The following is a 16,645-nucleotide window of genomic DNA, read 5'->3' on the forward strand; positions in this document are numbered from 1 at the left end:
CAACGCCGCCGTCAGCGTCGTCTTGCCATGATCCACATGCCCGATCGTTCCCACGTTTACATGCGGCTTCTTGCGTTCAAACTTTTCCTTGGCCACAACTACTACCTCTCAAATCAATGTCGTTGAATCGGTCCGATGCCGAATCCGGCGGATTAAGATGCCTTCTTGATCACGGCCTCGGCGACATTGTTCGGCGCCTCGGCGTATTTCGAAAATTCCATCGAATAGGTTGCCCGTCCCTGAGTCGCGGAGCGCAGGTCCGTGGCGTAGCCGAACATCTCGGCGAGCGGCACTTCCGCGCGCACGATCTTGCCGGCCGGCGCATCGTCCATGCCCTGCACCAGACCACGGCGGCGGTTCAGGTCGCCCATCACGTCGCCCATGTAGTCTTCAGGCGTGACCACTTCGACCTTCATGATCGGCTCCAGCAGCGCGGGGTTCGCCTTCAGCGCACCTTCCTTGAAGGCCATGGAGCCAGCGATCTTGAATGCCATTTCGGACGAGTCGACGTCGTGGTACGAACCATCGAACAGGGTCGCCTTGACATCCACCATCGGAAACCCGGCCAGCACGCCGTTCTGCAGCTGCTCCTGGATGCCCTTGTCCACCGCCGGGATGTACTCCCTGGGGATCACGCCGCCGACGATGGCGTTCTCGAACTCGTAGCCCGTACCGCGCTCGAGCGGCTCGAGCCGGATCCAGACATGACCGTACTGGCCGCGACCGCCGGACTGGCGAACGAACTTGCCTTCCTGCTCGACCGACTTGCGGATCGCCTCGCGGTACGCGACCTGTGGCGCGCCGACGTTGGCCTCGACCTTGAATTCGCGCCGCATGCGGTCGACGATGATTTCGAGGTGCAGCTCACCCATGCCGGAAATGATCGTCTGGCCGGATTCCTCGTCGGTACGCACGCGGAAAGACGGATCCTCCTGGGCCAGCTTGGACAACGCCATACCCATCTTTTCCTGATCGCCCTTGGTCTTGGGCTCGACCGCGACCGAAATCACGGGCTCGGGAAACTCCATGCGCTCAAGGGTGATCACGTTGCTGGTATCGCACAGCGTGTCGCCGGTGGTGACGTCCTTCAGACCCACCGCCGCGGCTATATCGCCAGCACGCACTTCCTTGATCTCCTCGCGGGAATTGGCGTGCATCTGCAGCAGACGTCCGATGCGCTCGCGCTTGCCCTTGACCGGGTTGTACACGGTGTCGCCCGAATTGAGCACGCCGGAATACACACGGAAGAAGGTCAGGGTGCCGACATAGGGATCCGTCGCGATCTTGAAGGCCAAACCCGCGAAGGGCTCATCGTCGGACGAATGGCGCTCGGAGACGGTTTCCGCCGCATCGTCCAGGTGACCCTTGATCGCGGGCACGTCCGTGGGCGACGGCATGAAGTAGATGATGGAGTCGAGCATGGCCTGCACGCCCTTGTTCTTGAACGCGGAGCCACACATCGCGGGGACGATCTCGTTGGCCAGCGTGCGCATGCGCAGACCCTGGCGGATCTCCTCGATCGTCAGCTCGCCACCCTCGAGGTACTTCTCCATGAGCTCCTCGTTGGCCTCGGCCGCGGCCTCGACCATCTGGTCGTGCCACTCCTGACACTCGTCCGCCATATCTTCCGGAATGTCGCGCTCGTCATAGGTCATACCCATGTCGGCCTCGTTCCAGTAGATCGCCTTCATGCGGATCAGGTCGACGACGCCCTTGAAATTCTCCTCCGCACCGATCGGCAGCTGGATCGGCACCGGATTGGCGCCGAGCCGGGTCTTGATCTGACCCACCACGCGCAGGAAGTTGGCGCCAGCGCGATCCATCTTGTTGACGAAGGCCATGCGCGGCACTTCGTACTTGTTGGCCTGACGCCACACGGTCTCGGACTGCGGCTCGACGCCACCGACCGCGCAGAACACCGCGCAGGCGCCGTCCAGCACGCGCAGCGAACGCTCCACCTCGATCGTGAAGTCGACGTGCCCGGGGGTGTCGATGATGTTGATCCGGTGCTCGGGGAACTGCTTGTCCATCCCGTACCAGAAACAGGTGGTCGCCGCAGACGTGATGGTGATGCCACGCTCCTGCTCCTGCTCCATCCAGTCCATGGTCGCGGCGCCGTCGTGCACTTCGCCGATCTTGTGCGAAACGCCGGTGTAGAACAGGATGCGCTCGGTGGTCGTCGTCTTACCAGCATCGATGTGCGCCATGATGCCGATATTGCGATACCGCTCGATAGGGGTTTTGCGTGGCACTGTCTTATACCTCTGTGCTTACCAGCGATAGTGGGCGAAGGCCTTGTTGGCTTCGGCCATGCGATGGGTGTCTTCGCGCTTCTTGACGGCGCCGCCCTTGTTTTCGGCCGCGTCCATCAGTTCGCCCGCGAGCTTCTGCGCCATCGACTTCTCTCCGCGCTTGCGCGCGGCATCGACCAGCCAGCGCATGGCCAGGGCATTTTGCCGAACCGCTCGCACCTCGACCGGGACCTGATAGGTGGCGCCACCGACACGGCGGGACTTCACCTCGACCAGCGGGCGGACGTTGTCGAGCGCCTTGCCCAGAAATTCCAGCGGATCACCGGAGCGACGGCTCACGATATGATCCAGCGCGCCGTAAACGATGTTTTCGGCGACGGATTTCTTGCCGCGCTCCATCACGAAATTGATGAATTTGGCCAGCTGCTCGCTCCCGAATTTGGGATCCGGCAGAACCACGCGCTTGGGCACTTCTCTTCTTCTGGGCATGAGCGATTCTCGTCAACTAAACGAATGACTGGGATTTGGATTAACTCTTCGGACGCTTGGCACCGTACTTGGAGCGGGCCTGGCGGCGCTTCTGCACGCCCTGCGTGTCGAGGCTGCCGCGCACGGTGTGGTAGCGGACACCGGGAAGGTCTTTGACACGACCGCCGCGGATCAGCACCACGGAGTGCTCCTGAAGGTTGTGCCCCTCGCCACCGATATAGCTGCTGACCTCGTAACCACTGGTGAGACGCACGCGCGCGACCTTGCGGAGCGCGGAATTCGGCTTCTTCGGCGTGGTGGTGTAAACGCGGGTGCAAACGCCGCGACGCTGAGGACAGGCCTCCAGCGCAGGCACCTTGCTCTTTTCCCGTTTCTGTTTGCGCGGCTTGCGCACCAACTGGTTGATCGTAGCCATCTAAGCGGTTCTCCAACCCTTAAAACAAACGACAGGCCGCGCTGGCGCGACCTGTCGAAGGACGCGAAATTTTAGAGGCCTGCCCGCCCCCTGTCAAGGTCGCGGGCAGGCGTTGACGCGCTACTCTGCGCTCGGCGCCTGCCCCTCGTCTCCCGACGGGGTTTCGATCGCCGTTTCCGGTTCGCCGGCTTGGCCGGTTTCGGCCACCGCGGCGGCCAGCTCCATGGCCAGCATGTCGCCCATGTGGCGCTTGCGACGGCGCTCGTCGTGGAAAGCCAAGCCCGTACCCGCCGGAATGAGGCGCCCGACAATGACGTTTTCCTTGAGCCCGCGGAGCGCATCGCTCGCGCCGCGCACGGCGGCTTCCGTCAGCACGCGCGTGGTCTCCTGGAAGGACGCGGCCGAGATGTACGACTCTGTCACCAGCGAGGCCTTGGTGATGCCGAGCAGCACCGACTCGAACTGCGCCATCTGCTTGCCATCGGCCACCACGCGACGGTTTTCCTCCACGAGGCGCGCGCGATCGACCTGCTCGCCCTTCAGGAAACGCGTGTCGCCGGCATCAATGATGTCCACCTTGCGCAGCATCTGGCGGATGATGACCTCGATGTGCTTGTCGTTGATGGTCACGCCCTGGAGCCGATAGACGTCCTGAATCTCGCGCACCAGATAGCTGGCCAGGGCCGGGATACCCCGCAGACGCAGGATGTCATGGGCGCTCAGCTCGCCTTCGGCGATGACCTCGCCACGCTCGACCTTTTCGCCCTCGAACACGCTGACCTGACGCCACTTGGGAATCAGCTCCTCGTAGGTATCGCCATGTTCGTCGGTGATGATCAGGCGCTGCTTGCCCTTGGTATCCTTGCCGAAGCTGACGGTACCGGAGCGCTCGGCCAGGATCGCCGGCTCCTTGGGCTTACGCGCCTCGAACAGGTCGGCCACGCGGGGCAGACCGCCGGTGATATCGCGCGTCTTGGACGATTCCTGCGGGATACGGGCCAGCACGTCGCCGACCGCGACCTCGTCGCCATCCTCGAGGTTGACGATCGACCCCGCCGGCAGCGCATAGACCGCCGGGATCTGGGTGCCGGCCAGCATCAGATCGTTGCCCTCGGCATCGACCAGACGGATGGACGGCCGCAGATCCTTGCCGGCGTTGCCGCGCGACTTCGGGTCGGTGATGACCGTGGCGCTCAGACCGGTGACCTCGTCGGTCTGCTTGACCACCGAGACGCCGTCGACGAAGTCGTGGAAACGGGCGCGGCCGTTCACCTCGGTCACGATGGGGTGGGTGTGAGGATCCCAGGTGGCGACGATTTCGCCGGCCTCGACTTCGGCCCCTTCCTTGGTGGAAATGGTCGCGCCGTAGGGCACCTTGTAGCGTTCGCGCTCACGCCCCATCTCGTCGACGATGCCAAGCTCGCCGGAACGCGAGACCGCGACCAGATTGCCGTTGTGGTGCTCGACCAACTTGATGTTGTGCAGACGCACGACGCCCTTGGCCTTGACCTGGATGTTGCTTGCCGCCACGGACCGGCTCGCCGCGCCGCCGATGTGGAAGGTACGCATCGTCAGCTGAGTGCCGGGTTCGCCGATCGACTGGGCCGCGATAACACCCACCGACTCGCCGATATTGACGGCGTGGCCGCGCGCCAAATCGCGCCCATAACACATCGAGCAAACGCCGTGCAGCGTTTCGCAGGTAATCGCCGAGCGCACCAGCACTTCGTCGACGCCCGCCTCCTCGAAGAGGTCGCACCAACGCTCGTCGAGCAGCGTACCGGCAGGCGCCAGCACCTCGTCGGTTCCCGGACGCAGCACATCGCGGGCCACCACTCGACCCAGCACACGCTCGCGCAGCGCCTCGACCACGTCGCCACCTTCGATGATCGGGGCCATGACGATGCCGTGCTCGGTACCGCAATCGTCCTCGGTCACGACCACGTCCTGCGCCACGTCCACGAGACGGCGGGTCAGGTAACCCGAGTTGGCGGTCTTGAGCGCGGTGTCGGCCAGACCCTTGCGCGCGCCGTGGGTGGAGATGAAGTACTGCAGAACGTTGAGGCCTTCACGGAAGTTCGCGGTGATGGGCGTCTCGATGATCGAGCCGTCAGGCTTGGCCATCAGACCGCGCATCCCGGCGAGCTGACGGATCTGGGCGGCAGAACCTCGCGCGCCGGAATCGGCCATCATGTAAATGGAGTTGAACGATTTCTGCTTGAGCGTCTCGCCGTCGGCACCGACGACGTCGTCCGTACCCAGCTTCTCCATCATCGCCTTGGCGATCTGGTCATTGGCACGCGACCAGATGTCGATGACCTTGTTGTAACGCTCGCCCTTGGTCACGAGACCGGTGGCGTACTGGTCCTCGATGTCCTTCACTTCGGCTTCTGCCCCTGCCAGCAGATCGACCTTCTGCTCCGGCACGACCATGTCGTCGGCGCCGAAGGACACGCCGGAACGCGCCGCATAGTGGAAGCCGGTGTACATCAGGCGGTCTGCGAAAATGACCGTGGCCTTAAGACCCAGCTGGCGGTAGCAGGCGTTGATCAGGCTGGAGATCGCCTTCTTGGTCATGTCGCGATCGAATAGCTCGAACGCCATGCCTTCGGGCGCGATATCGTAGAGCAGCGCGCGACCAGCCGTGGTGTTCTTGACCGAGACCACGGTCTCGATTTCGCCGCCATCGCGCAATATGCGCTCGCGGATACGCACCTTGACCCGCGCATGCAGCCCCACGACGCCATTTTCGTACGCGCGATGCACCTCGGCGCTGTCGGCGAACACCATGCCCTCGCCCAGCGCGTTGACCCGCTCGCGGGTCATGTAATAGAGGCCCAGCACGATATCCTGCGACGGCACGATGATCGGCTCGCCGTTGGCCGGCGACAGGATATTGTTGGAGGACATCATGAGGCTGCGCGCCTCAAGCTGCGCCTCCAGCGACAGCGGCACATGCACCGCCATCTGATCGCCGTCGAAGTCGGCGTTGAAGGCCGAGCAGACCAGGGGGTGCAGCTGGATGGCCTTGCCCTCGATCAGCACCGGCTCGAAGGCCTGGATACCGAGGCGATGCAGGGTCGGTGCGCGGTTGAGCATCACCGGATGTTCGCGGATCACGTCCTCGAGAACGTCCCAGACCTCCGGCCCTTCGCGTTCGACCAGCTTCTTGGCCGCCTTGATGGTGGTCGCAAGGCCGCGGCGGATCAGCTTGCCGAAGATGAACGGCTTGAACAGTTCCAGCGCCATCTTCTTGGGCAGACCGCACTGGTGCAGCTTGAGCGTGGGGCCGACCACGATGACCGAACGGCCCGAGTAATCCACGCGCTTGCCCAGCAGATTCTGGCGGAAACGCCCCTGCTTGCCCTTGATCATGTCGGCGAGCGACTTGAGCGGACGCTTGTTGGTGCCGGTGATCGCGCGGCCGCGACGACCGTTGTCGAGCAGTGCGTCGACCGCTTCCTGCAGCATGCGCTTCTCGTTGCGCACGATGATGTCGGGCGCGTTGAGTTCGAGCAGTCGCTTGAGGCGGTTGTTGCGGTTGATCACGCGACGGTAGAGGTCGTTCAGGTCGGAGGTCGCGAAACGGCCGCCGTCGAGCGGCACCAGCGGACGCAGGTCCGGCGGCAGCACCGGCAGCACCGTGAGGATCATCCATTCCGGCTTGTTGCCCGACTCCAGGAAGGACTCGATCAGTTTGAGGCGCTTGGACACGCGCTTGAGCTTGGTCTCGGAGTTGGTGTCCGCCATTTCCTGGCGCAGGCGCACGGCCTCGCCGTTGAGATCGAGGCTTTTGAGCAGCTCCAGCACCGCCTCGGCACCCATGCGCGCGTCGAACTCGTCGCCGTGCTCCTCGATGGCCTCGAGGTAGGCCTCGTCGGACAGCAGCTGGCCGCGTTCCAGCGTAGTCATCCCGGGATCGATGACCACGAAGGCCTCGAAATAGAGGATGCGCTCGATATCACGCAGGGTCATGTCGAGCAGCAGGCCGATGCGCGACGGCAATGACTTCAGGAACCAGATATGCGCCACCGGGCTGGCCAGCTCGATGTGTGCCATGCGCTCGCGACGCACCTTGGCCTGGGTGACCTCGACGCCGCATTTCTCGCAGACCACGCCGCGATGCTTGAGGCGCTTGTACTTGCCGCACAGGCACTCGAAGTCCTTCACCGGGCCGAATATCTTGGCGCAGAAAAGGCCGTCGCGCTCCGGCTTGAAGGTACGGTAGTTGATCGTTTCCGGCTTCTTGACCTCGCCGTAGGACCACGAGCGGATCAGATCGGGTGATGCCAAGCCGATGCGGATGGCGTCGAAGTCATCCGCGGGGCCCTTGGGCTTCAGAATATTCAGTAGGTCTCTCATCGTCTAAGCTGCCTCGCAAAATCTTACAGTGCTGCCCCGGCAGGACGGGGAAAATCCCCGTCCGCAAGCCAATCCGTCAGTCCTGTTCAAGCTCGATGTCTATGCCCAGCGAGCGAATTTCCTTCATCAGCACGTTGAAGGATTCGGGCATATTGGCCTCCATGCGGTGCTCGCCGTCCACGATGTTCTTGTACATCTTGTTGCGGCCGGCCACGTCATCGGACTTGACCGTGAGCATTTCCTGCAGGGTGTAGGCCGCGCCGTACGCCTCCAGCGCCCAGACTTCCATCTCGCCGAAACGCTGACCGCCGAACTGCGCCTTGCCGCCCAGCGGCTGCTGGGTGACCAGGCTGTAGGGTCCGGTGGAACGCGCATGCATCTTGTCGTCGACCAGATGGTTGAGCTTGAGCATGTGCATGTAGCCCACCGTGACGGGGCGCTCGAAGGTGTTGCCTGTGCGACCGTCGAAGAGCACGGTCTGTCCGGATTCCGGCAGGTCGGCCAGCTTGAGCATGGCGCGGATCTCGTCCTCGGCCGCGCCGTCGAACACCGGCGTCGCCATCGGCACGCCGCTGCTCAGATTGCGCGACAGCCGCAACACTTCCTCGTCGCTGAGCGCTGCCAGGTCGACCTGCTGCGACGCACCGGTGTTGTAGACCTTGTCCAGGAACGATCGCAGCTCGTCGACCTTGGCCTTGGCCTCGACCATGCGACCGATCTTGCGCCCGAGGCCTTTCGCGGCCCAACCAAGATGGGTTTCGAGGACCTGACCCACGTTCATACGCGAAGGCACGCCGAGCGGGTTGAGCACGATGTCGACCGGCTCGCCGTCCTCGGTATGCGGCATGTCCTCGATAGGCACGATCATGGATACCACGCCCTTGTTGCCGTGGCGCCCTGCCATCTTGTCGCCGGGCTGCATGCGACGCTTAACGGCCAGGTAGACCTTGACCATCTTGAGCACGCCGGGTGCGAGATCGTCGCCCTGGGTAATCTTGGCGCGCTGCTCGCGCAGCTTGACCTCGAAGGCCTCGCGCTGGGCGTCGATCTGCGCGCGCAGCGCCTCGAGCTGAACGTTGACCTCCTCGCTGCGCATGCGGATTTCGAACCACTTCTCGCGCGCCAGGCCGGTGAGGTAGGACTTGGTCACCTTGGCGCCCGCCTCCAGCTTGTCGGGGCCGCCTTCTGCCACCTTGCCGGTCAGCAGACGCTCGACACGGCTGTAGACGTCATCCTCGTAGATGCGCAGCTGGTCCTTGAGGTCCTTGCGCACCTGCTCGAGCTCGTCCTCCTCGATGGCCAGGGCGCGCTTGTCCTTCTCCACGCCGTCGCGCGTGAATACGCGCACGTCGATGACGGTACCTTCCATGCCGGATGGCACGCGCAGCGAAGTGTCCTTCACGTCCGACGCCTTCTCGCCGAAGATCGCGCGCAGCAGTTTTTCCTCCGGCGTCAGCTGGGTCTCGCCCTTGGGCGTGACCTTGCCGACCAGGATGTCGCTCGGACGGACCTCGGCACCGATGTAGACGATGCCGGAATCGTCCAGCTTACCGAGCAGGCCTTCGCTCACGTTGGGGATGTCGGCGGTGATCTCTTCCGGCCCCAGTTTGGTGTCGCGGGCGACACAGGTCAGCTCCTCGATGTGGATCGAGGTGAAGCGGTCCTCCTGCACCACGCGCTCCGAGATCAGGATCGAGTCCTCGAAGTTGTAGCCATTCCAGGGCATGAACGCGACCAGCATGTTCTGGCCCAACGCCAGTTCGCCCATGTCGGTGGACGAGCCGTCGGCCAGCGCGTCGCCGCGCGCGATCACGTCGCCCGGGTTCACCAGCGGGCGCTGGTTGATGCAGGTGTTCTGGTTGGAGCGGGTGTACTTAGTCAGGTTGTAGATGTCCACGCCGGGCTCGCCGGCCACGGTCTCTTCGTCGTTGACGCGCACCACGATACGCGCCGCGTCGACGGAATCGACCACGCCGCCGCGGCGCGCCTTGACCGTGGAACCCGAGTCCATGGCCACGATGCGCTCGACGCCGGTGCCGACCAGTGGCTTCTCGGCGCGCAGGCAGGGCACCGCCTGGCGCTGCATGTTCGAGCCCATGAGCGCCCGGTTGGCGTCGTCATGCTCGAGGAACGGGATCAACGCCGCAGCGACCGAAACGATCTGCTTCGGCGAGATATCCATGTACTCGATCTTGTCCGGCGTCGACATGGCGAACTCGTTGAGGTGCCGGCAGGACACCAGCGAGTCCGTGAATTGGCCCGAGCCGTCGAGGCGCGCGTTGGCCTGCGCGATGACGTACTGGCTCTCCTCGATCGCCGACAGATAGTCGATGTGGTCGGTCACCTTGCCGTCCACCACCTTGCGGTAGGGCGTCTCCAGAAAACCGTACTCGTTGGTCCGCGCGTACAGGGCCAGCGAGTTGATCAGGCCGATATTCGGGCCTTCAGGCGTCTCGATCGGGCAGACGCGGCCGTAGTGGGTCGGGTGCACGTCACGCACCTCGAAGCCTGCCCGCTCGCGCGTCAGGCCGCCCGGACCCAGCGCGGAAATACGCCGCTTGTGGGTCACCTCGGACAGCGGGTTGTTCTGATCCATAAACTGCGACAGTTGCGAAGAGCCGAAGAACTCCTTGATCGCGGCGGCCACCGGCTTGGCGTTGATGATCTCCTGCGGCATCAGGCCTTCGCTTTCGGCCATGGTCAAACGTTCCTTGACCGCGCGCTCGACGCGCACCAGACCGACGCGGAAGACGTTTTCCGCCATTTCGCCCACACTGCGGATACGGCGATTGCCCAGGTGATCGATGTCGTCGACGGTGCCATTGCCGTTGCGGATGTCGATTAGGGTCTTGAGGACGTCGATGATGTCCTCATTGGTCAGCACGCCCGGCCCCGTGATCTCCTCGCGGCCAACGCGGCGGTTGAACTTCATGCGACCTACCGACGACAAGTCGTAACGGTCGGCGCTGAAGAACAGGCTTTCGAACAAGTTTTGCGCGGCCTCCTTGGTAGGCGGCTCGCCGGGACGCATCATGCGGTAGATTTCGACCTGCGCCTCGAGCTGGCTGGCCGTCGGATCCAAAGCCAGGGTGCTAGAAACATAGGGCCCCTGATCCAGCTCGTTGGTATAGATCAGGTTGAATTGATTGATGCCAGCCTCGCGGATGGCGGCCAACAGATCGGCGGTCAGTTCGGCATTGGCCTTGGCCACCAGTTCGCCGGTGTCTTCGTCCACCAGATTGTGGGCCAGCACCTTGCCGATGAGGAACTCTTCCGGCACATCAAGGCGCTCGAGGCCCGCGGCCTGCATCTGCTTGACGTGGCGTGCGCTGACGCGGCGGCCCGCCTCGACCAGCACCTTGCCTTCGACCACGATATCGGCAACCGCGGTCTCGCCGCGCAGGCGCTCCGGCACCAGCTCGATGCTGTAGCCCGCCTTGCTGTGAGTGACCGCCACCTTCTCGAAGAACATGTCGAGAATCTGCTCGTCGTCATAGCCCAGCGCGCGCAGCAAAATGGTCGCCGGTAGCTTGCGCCGACGGTCGATACGCACGAACACGCTGTCCTTTGGATCGAACTCGAAGTCGAGCCAGGAGCCACGATAGGGGATCACGCGGGCACTGAACAGCAGCTTGCCCGATGAGTGTGTCTTGCCCTTATCGTGATCGAAGAACACGCCCGGCGAGCGGTGCAGCTGGGAAACGATGACGCGCTCGGTGCCGTTGATCACGAAGGTGCCGTTTTCGGTCATGAGCGGCAATTCGCCCATGTACACTTCCTGCTCCTTCACATCCTTGATCACGCGCGCACCCGCCGGCGCATCCTTGTCGTAGATGGCCAGCCGCAGCAGCACGCGCAACGGCGCCGCATAGGTCTGACCGCGCAGCTGGCATTCCTTCACGTCGAAAACGGGCTCACCGAGACGGTAACGCACGTAATCGAGCTCGACGTTCTCGGAATAACTGCGGATCGGGAACACCGATTTGAACGCGCCGTGCAAACCCACTTCCTGGCGGCCGTCGGGCACGGTGTCGAGCTGCAAGAACTGACGATACGAATCCAGCTGGGTGGCCAGCAGATAGGGCACATCCAGAATCTGCGGCTGCTTGCCGAAGTCCTTGCGAATACGCTTCTTTTCGGTGTAACTGTACGCCATCGCGATTCCTCACTACCAAAATCAAGTCTCGGGCGAACGATCAACCCACCCCGGCCCGGGTGTCTGATCACGGCGCCTCGGCACCGCCCCGTGGACGAAACGACCATCCCTGTCACGCCGCGCTGCGATCGGCCCATGCCACATCGCGGCCTTGATCCTCATCCGGCCCCTGGCCGCAGATGGCCGGGAAACCCGAAATCAGACCAGCTGTGTGCGCAAACAGGAAAAGGCCGGCGATGAAATCATCGCCAGCCCTTCCAGCTAAAAGCGCACGATTCGCGCAATTCGCGAACCGGACGATTACTTGAGTTCGACAGTGGCACCAGCCTCTTCGAGCTGCTTCTTGATGCTCTCTGCCTCGTCCTTGGAAGCGCCTTCCTTCACGGTCGAGGGCGCGCCTTCGACCATGTCCTTGGCTTCCTTCAGGCCCAGGCCGGTGATCGCACGCACGACCTTGATCACGCCGACCTTGTTGCTGCCGAAGCTGGACATGACCACGTCGAACTCGGTCTTTTCCTCGGCCGCCGCAGCTTCACCGCCGCCAGCCGCAGGCGCGGCAGCAACGGCCGCCGCGGCGGACACGCCGAACTTCTCTTCCATGGCGGAGATCAGGTCTACGACCTCCATCACGGTCATGTTCGAAATCGTCTCGAGGATGTCTTCTTTGGAAACTGCCATTTCAATATCTCCAGTCAATCTACCCGAATCAAAAAACGAAGTGTCAGGCCGAGGCCTGCTTCTGATCACGTATCGCCGCCACCGTTCTCGTCAGCTTGCCGGGGACCTCGTTAAGCGTCCTGGCGAACTTGTCGAGCGGTGCACGCATGACCGCCATCAGCAGACTGATGGCCTGATCGTACGTCGGCAGGCTTGCGAGCCGGTCAAGTTCGTGCGGCCCCAGCGCCTGGCCACCCACGGCCAGCACCTTCACCTTGAACTTGTCGTTGGTCTTGGCGAAATCCTTGAGAACACGCGCCGCCGCACCGGGATCTTCCTGGGAAAACGCCAGCAGCAACGGACCCACGAGCGCTTCATCCATGCACTCGAAATCCGTTCCCTTGAGCGCACGACGCGCCAGGGTGTTCTTCACCACCCGCAGATACACACCACCCGCGCGCGCCTTGCTGCGCAACTCGGTCAGCTGTTCCACGGAAAGACCGTGGTATTCCGCGGCAATCGCGGAATACGCACCCGCAGCCACCGCGGCAACCTCCGAAACGACGCGTTTCTTGTCTTCCAGATTAAGTGCCACGATACCTCTCCTGCTCGGGGGGCAAAATTGCCTCACCGTCTACAACAGACTCCGCCTTCATGTCGGCGGAGCGCCTACGATGCCCCAAGCACTGCTTTGACTCGGGTTACACCGTCTACGCAGGCAATGAAACCATTAAGCCCTTGCGGGCGCCTGCGGTCTGGGACGATGTACGTCCTGTACAGTCCGGCCGCGGCCTCCTGCCGCAGCCTCGCCGGCCTTAAACGGCCAGCGAACTCTGATCGACCGGGATCCCGGGACCCATGGTCGACGAAACGGTCACGCGCTTGATGTAGATGCCCTTGGAGGTCGACGGCTTCGCCTTGACCAGATCGGCCATCAACGCATTGAGGTTGCCGGCCAATGCCTCAACCTCGAAACCGGCCTTGCCGATGCTGCAATGAATGATGCCGGCCTTGTCGGTGCGATAGCGCACCTGACCACCCTTGGCATTCTTCACCGCAGTGGCGACATCCGGCGTCACGGTGCCGACCTTGGGGTTCGGCATCAGACCGCGCGGACCAAGAATCTGGCCCAGCTGGCCGACTACGCGCATCGCATCGGGGCTGGCAATCACCACATCGAAATCCAAGTTGCCCGCTTTGACCTCCTCTGCCAAGTCGTCCATACCCACCTTGTCCGCACCGGCGGCCAGCGCTGCTTCGGCGTTAGCGCCCTGCGTGAACACGGCGACGCGCACAGTCTTGCCGGTGCCGTTGGGCAGCACGGTGGAACCGCGCACCACCTGGTCCGACTTGCGCGGGTCGACACCCAGGTTGATCGACACGTCGATCGACTCGGCGAACTTGGCCTTCGCGCAGGATTTGATCAGCGACAGCGCCTCGTCCAGCGGGTAGTTCTTGCCAGGCTGAATCTGCTCACGGATCGCCTGCATACGCTTGCTCAACTTGGCCATGTCACACCCCCTCGACGTTCAGACCCATCGACCGGGCACTGCCGGCGATGGTACGTACCGCGGCATCCAGATCGGCGGCCGTCAGATCGGGCTCCTTGGCCTTTGCGATCTCCTCGAGCTGCTCGCGCGTCACCGTCCCCACCTTCGCGGTATTCGGCGTGCTGCTGCCCTTGGCCAGACCCAGCGCCTTCTTCAACAGCACCGAGGCAGGCGGCGTCTTGGTGATAAAGGTGAAACTGCGATCGGAATACACCGTGATCACGACCGGCAGCGGCAGGCCTGCCTCGACGTTCTGGGTCTGCGCGTTGAAAGCCTTGCAGAACTCCATGATATTGACGCCGTGCTGACCCAGCGCGGGACCGACCGGCGGGCTCGGATTGGCCTGGCCGGCGGCCACCTGCAGCTTGATATAACCCGTTACCTTCTTTGCCATTTCCCTCTCCTTCGGGTGCTAGCGCCTCGCGGCTCCCCGAATGACGTCAAAGACCGCGCAGGAGTGCGCCGCCTATACCTTTTCGACCTGGTGAAAATCCAGCTCGACCGGAGTCGAACGCCCGAAAATCTGCACAGCGACCAGCAGCCGGCTCTTGTCGTAATTGACCTCTTCCACCACGCCATTGAAATCGTTGAAGGGGCCTTCGGTGACCCGCACGATCTCGCCAACCTCGAACAGCACCTTCGGACGCGGCTTCTCGACACCCTCCTGGATCCGGTTGAGGATGGCGTCCGCCTCCTTTTCCGTGATCGGGGAAGGGCGGTCGGGCGTACCGCCGATAAACCCGAGGACTCTCGGCACCGCGCGAATCAGATGCCAGGTTTCCTCGTTCATGTCCATTTGCACGAGCACATAACCGGGGAAGAATTTGCGCTCGCTGCGCCGCTTCTGACCCTCGCGCATTTCCACGACCTCTTCGGTCGGCACCAGAATCTGCCCGAAGTGTTCCTCCATGCCGGCGCGACGCACCCGCTCTTCGATGGCGCGCTTGACCTGCTGTTCGAACCCGGAATACGCGTGCACCACGTACCAACGCAACATGCTCAGCTCCCGTATCCCATCAAATGCTTGACGACCCAGCCGAGAAAGGTGTCAAGCAGCCACAGGAACACACCCATGACCAGCACCATGCCGACAACGACCAGGGTCACCTGAGTGGTCTCCGCGCGAGACGGCCAGACCATCTTGCGCACCTCGGTGCGCGAGCCCTGTAGAAACGCCCAGGCGCCGCGGCCCGGCGCGCTGGTCAGGAATACGCCAGCCGCGACACCCCCGATCACCAGCAGGCCGATGACACGCACCACCAGCATTTGATGCGAGAAGTAATAAAACCCCCCGACACCCACTGCCAGCAGGAGCAATGCGATCGCCAGCTTTACTGTATCGAGGGCTGACCCTCGGGAAGCGGCCTTTTCAGCCATGCTATGCCTAACATCCAAGATAAGGGCCGGGCGAAACGCCAGGCCCAATGAATATGGCAGGCCAGGAGGGACTTGAACCCCCAACCTGCGGTTTTGGAGACCGCTGCTCTGCCAATTGAGCTACTGGCCTAATTCACCCGCGGACCGGCATCCCCGCTATCGGACCTGCCGGTGCCGCGGTTACTGCTCCGCTCGCCTTACTCGATGACCTTGGAGACGACGCCGGCGCCGACGGTGCGACCACCTTCGCGAATCGCAAAGCGCAGGCCTTCTTCCATCGCGATCGGCGCAATCAACGACACCTTGATCGACACGTTGTCGCCAGGCATCACCATCTCCGTGCCTTCCGGCAGGTCCACCGAACCCGTCACGTCCGTCGTGCGGAAGTAAAACTGCGGACGGTAGCCGTTGAAGAACGGGGTGTGACGACCGCCCTCTTCCTTCGACAGCACGTAAACCTCGGCCTCGAACTTGGTGTGCGGCTTGATCGAACCCGGCTTGCACAGCACCTGGCCGCGCTCCACTTCCTCGCGCTTGGTGCCGCGCAGCAGCACGCCAACATTGTCGCCTGCCTGACCCTGGTCCAGCAGCTTGCGGAACATCTCGACGCCCGTCACCGTGGTCTTCGTGGTGTCGTGCAATCCCACGATCTCCACTTCGTCGCCCACCTTGACGATCCCGCGCTCAATACGACCGGTCACCACGGTGCCGCGACCCGAAATCGAGAACACGTCCTCGATCGGCATCAGGAACGCACCGTCAACCGCACGCTCGGGCTCCGGAATGTACGCGTCCATCTCCGCCACCAGCTTCTCGATCGCCGGCACCCCAATCTCGCTCGTGTCGCCTTCCAGCGCCTTGAGCGCGGAACCCGTCACGATCGGGGTGTCGTCGCCGGGGAAGTCGTAGCTCGACAGCAGGTCGCGCACTTCCATCTCCACCAGCTCCAGCAGCTCCGGATCGTCGACCATGTCGGCCTTGTTCAGGAACACCACGATGTACGGCACGCCCACCTGACGCGCCAGCAGAATGTGCTCGCGCGTCTGCGGCATCGGACCGTCCGCCGCCGAACACACCAGGATCGCGCCGTCCATCTGCGCCGCACCCGTGATCATGTTCTTGACGTAGTCGGCATGCCCGGGGCAGTCCACGTGCGCGTAGTGACGCGCGTCCGACTCGTATTCCACGTGCGCCGTCGCAATCGTGATGCCGCGCGCGCGCTCTTCCGGCGCCTTGTCGATCTGGTCGTACGCACTGAACGCGCCGCCATGCTTCTCCGCCATCACCTTCGTCAACGCCGCCGTCAGCGTCGTCTTGCCATGATCCACATGCCCGATCGTTCCCACGTTTACATGCGGCTTCTTGCGTTCAAACTTTTCCTTGGCCA

13 protein-coding genes and 1 tRNA gene are annotated in these 16,645 nt (G+C 63.1%); all 14 read right to left on the reverse strand.

Annotation, left to right across the window (positions count from 1 at the left end; genetic code table 11):
- The coding region (locus tag THPRO_RS16040) for a GTP-binding protein (RefSeq protein ID WP_141133447.1) at positions 1-96 on the reverse strand (96 nt) is incomplete at its 3' end.
- A gap of 56 nt (positions 97-152) precedes the next feature.
- Entirely contained in the window at positions 153-2,252 is a 2,100-nt protein-coding gene (gene fusA / locus THPRO_RS16045; protein ID WP_065089911.1) for an elongation factor G, read from the reverse strand.
- Between the two features lie 18 nt (positions 2,253-2,270).
- Positions 2,271-2,741, reverse strand: a complete 471-nt coding sequence (gene rpsG, locus THPRO_RS16050; RefSeq protein WP_038094097.1) for a 30S ribosomal protein S7 — start codon at positions 2,739-2,741, stop codon at positions 2,271-2,273.
- Positions 2,742-2,781: 40 nt separating this feature from the next.
- Entirely contained in the window at positions 2,782-3,156 is a 375-nt protein-coding gene (rpsL, locus tag THPRO_RS16055) for a 30S ribosomal protein S12 (RefSeq protein WP_038094099.1), read from the reverse strand.
- 120 nt (positions 3,157-3,276) lie between these two features.
- Entirely contained in the window at positions 3,277-7,518 is a 4,242-nt protein-coding gene (gene rpoC, locus THPRO_RS16060) for a DNA-directed RNA polymerase subunit beta' (RefSeq protein WP_038094100.1), read from the reverse strand.
- 76 nt (positions 7,519-7,594) lie between these two features.
- Positions 7,595-11,674 (reverse strand): DNA-directed RNA polymerase subunit beta, encoded by a 4,080-nt coding sequence (rpoB, locus tag THPRO_RS16065; protein ID WP_065089912.1) that lies wholly within the window; start codon positions 11,672-11,674, stop codon positions 7,595-7,597.
- 300 nt (positions 11,675-11,974) lie between these two features.
- On the reverse strand, positions 11,975-12,352 hold the full coding sequence (gene rplL / locus THPRO_RS16070; protein ID WP_038094107.1) for a 50S ribosomal protein L7/L12: 378 nt from the start codon (positions 12,350-12,352) through the stop codon (positions 11,975-11,977).
- Positions 12,353-12,395: 43 nt separating this feature from the next.
- The gene (gene rplJ / locus THPRO_RS16075; RefSeq protein ID WP_038094109.1) at positions 12,396-12,926 is read right to left on the reverse strand and encodes a 50S ribosomal protein L10; all 531 of its coding nucleotides are present in this window, start codon (positions 12,924-12,926) and stop codon (positions 12,396-12,398) included.
- Between the two features lie 220 nt (positions 12,927-13,146).
- Positions 13,147-13,842, reverse strand: a complete 696-nt coding sequence (gene rplA, locus THPRO_RS16080; protein WP_038094110.1) for a 50S ribosomal protein L1 — start codon at positions 13,840-13,842, stop codon at positions 13,147-13,149.
- A gap of 1 nt (position 13,843) precedes the next feature.
- Positions 13,844-14,275: a 50S ribosomal protein L11 gene (gene rplK / locus THPRO_RS16085; RefSeq protein ID WP_038094111.1), complete on the reverse strand. Its 432-nt coding sequence runs from the start codon at positions 14,273-14,275 to the stop codon at positions 13,844-13,846.
- 72 nt (positions 14,276-14,347) lie between these two features.
- Positions 14,348-14,878: a transcription termination/antitermination protein NusG gene (gene nusG, locus THPRO_RS16090; RefSeq protein ID WP_038094112.1), complete on the reverse strand. Its 531-nt coding sequence runs from the start codon at positions 14,876-14,878 to the stop codon at positions 14,348-14,350.
- Positions 14,879-14,880: 2 nt separating this feature from the next.
- Positions 14,881-15,258, reverse strand: coding sequence for a preprotein translocase subunit SecE (secE, locus tag THPRO_RS16095; RefSeq protein ID WP_038094113.1), 378 nt, complete (start codon positions 15,256-15,258; stop codon positions 14,881-14,883).
- Positions 15,259-15,312: 54 nt separating this feature from the next.
- Positions 15,313-15,388 (reverse strand) — tRNA-Trp (locus tag THPRO_RS16100).
- Between the two features lie 67 nt (positions 15,389-15,455).
- On the reverse strand, positions 15,456-16,645 hold a 1,190-nt coding region (tuf, locus tag THPRO_RS16105; protein ID WP_038094278.1), incomplete at its 5' end, for an elongation factor Tu.

Origin of the sequence: Acidihalobacter prosperus, assembly GCF_000754095.2 — a bacterium.
Lineage (GTDB): Bacteria > Pseudomonadota > Gammaproteobacteria > DSM-5130 > Acidihalobacteraceae > Acidihalobacter > Acidihalobacter prosperus.

Bases quoted from the DNA above. Each gene is read 5' to 3' on its own strand.
- rpsG (WP_038094097.1), bottom strand. From the start codon at position 2,741: ATGCCCAGAAGAAGAGAAGTGCCCAAGCGCGTGGTTCTGCCGGATCCC.
- secE (WP_038094113.1), bottom strand. From the start codon at position 15,258: ATGGCTGAAAAGGCCGCTTCCCGAGGGTCAGCCCTCGATACAGTAAAG.
- rplA (WP_038094110.1), bottom strand. From the start codon at position 13,842: ATGGCCAAGTTGAGCAAGCGTATGCAGGCGATCCGTGAGCAGATTCAG.
- rpsL (WP_038094099.1), bottom strand. From the start codon at position 3,156: ATGGCTACGATCAACCAGTTGGTGCGCAAGCCGCGCAAACAGAAACGG.
- rpoC (WP_038094100.1), bottom strand. From the start codon at position 7,518: ATGAGAGACCTACTGAATATTCTGAAGCCCAAGGGCCCCGCGGATGAC.
- rplL (WP_038094107.1), bottom strand. From the start codon at position 12,352: ATGGCAGTTTCCAAAGAAGACATCCTCGAGACGATTTCGAACATGACC.
- rplK (WP_038094111.1), bottom strand. From the start codon at position 14,275: ATGGCAAAGAAGGTAACGGGTTATATCAAGCTGCAGGTGGCCGCCGGC.
- nusG (WP_038094112.1), bottom strand. From the start codon at position 14,878: ATGTTGCGTTGGTACGTGGTGCACGCGTATTCCGGGTTCGAACAGCAG.
- rpoB (WP_065089912.1), bottom strand. From the start codon at position 11,674: ATGGCGTACAGTTACACCGAAAAGAAGCGTATTCGCAAGGACTTCGGC.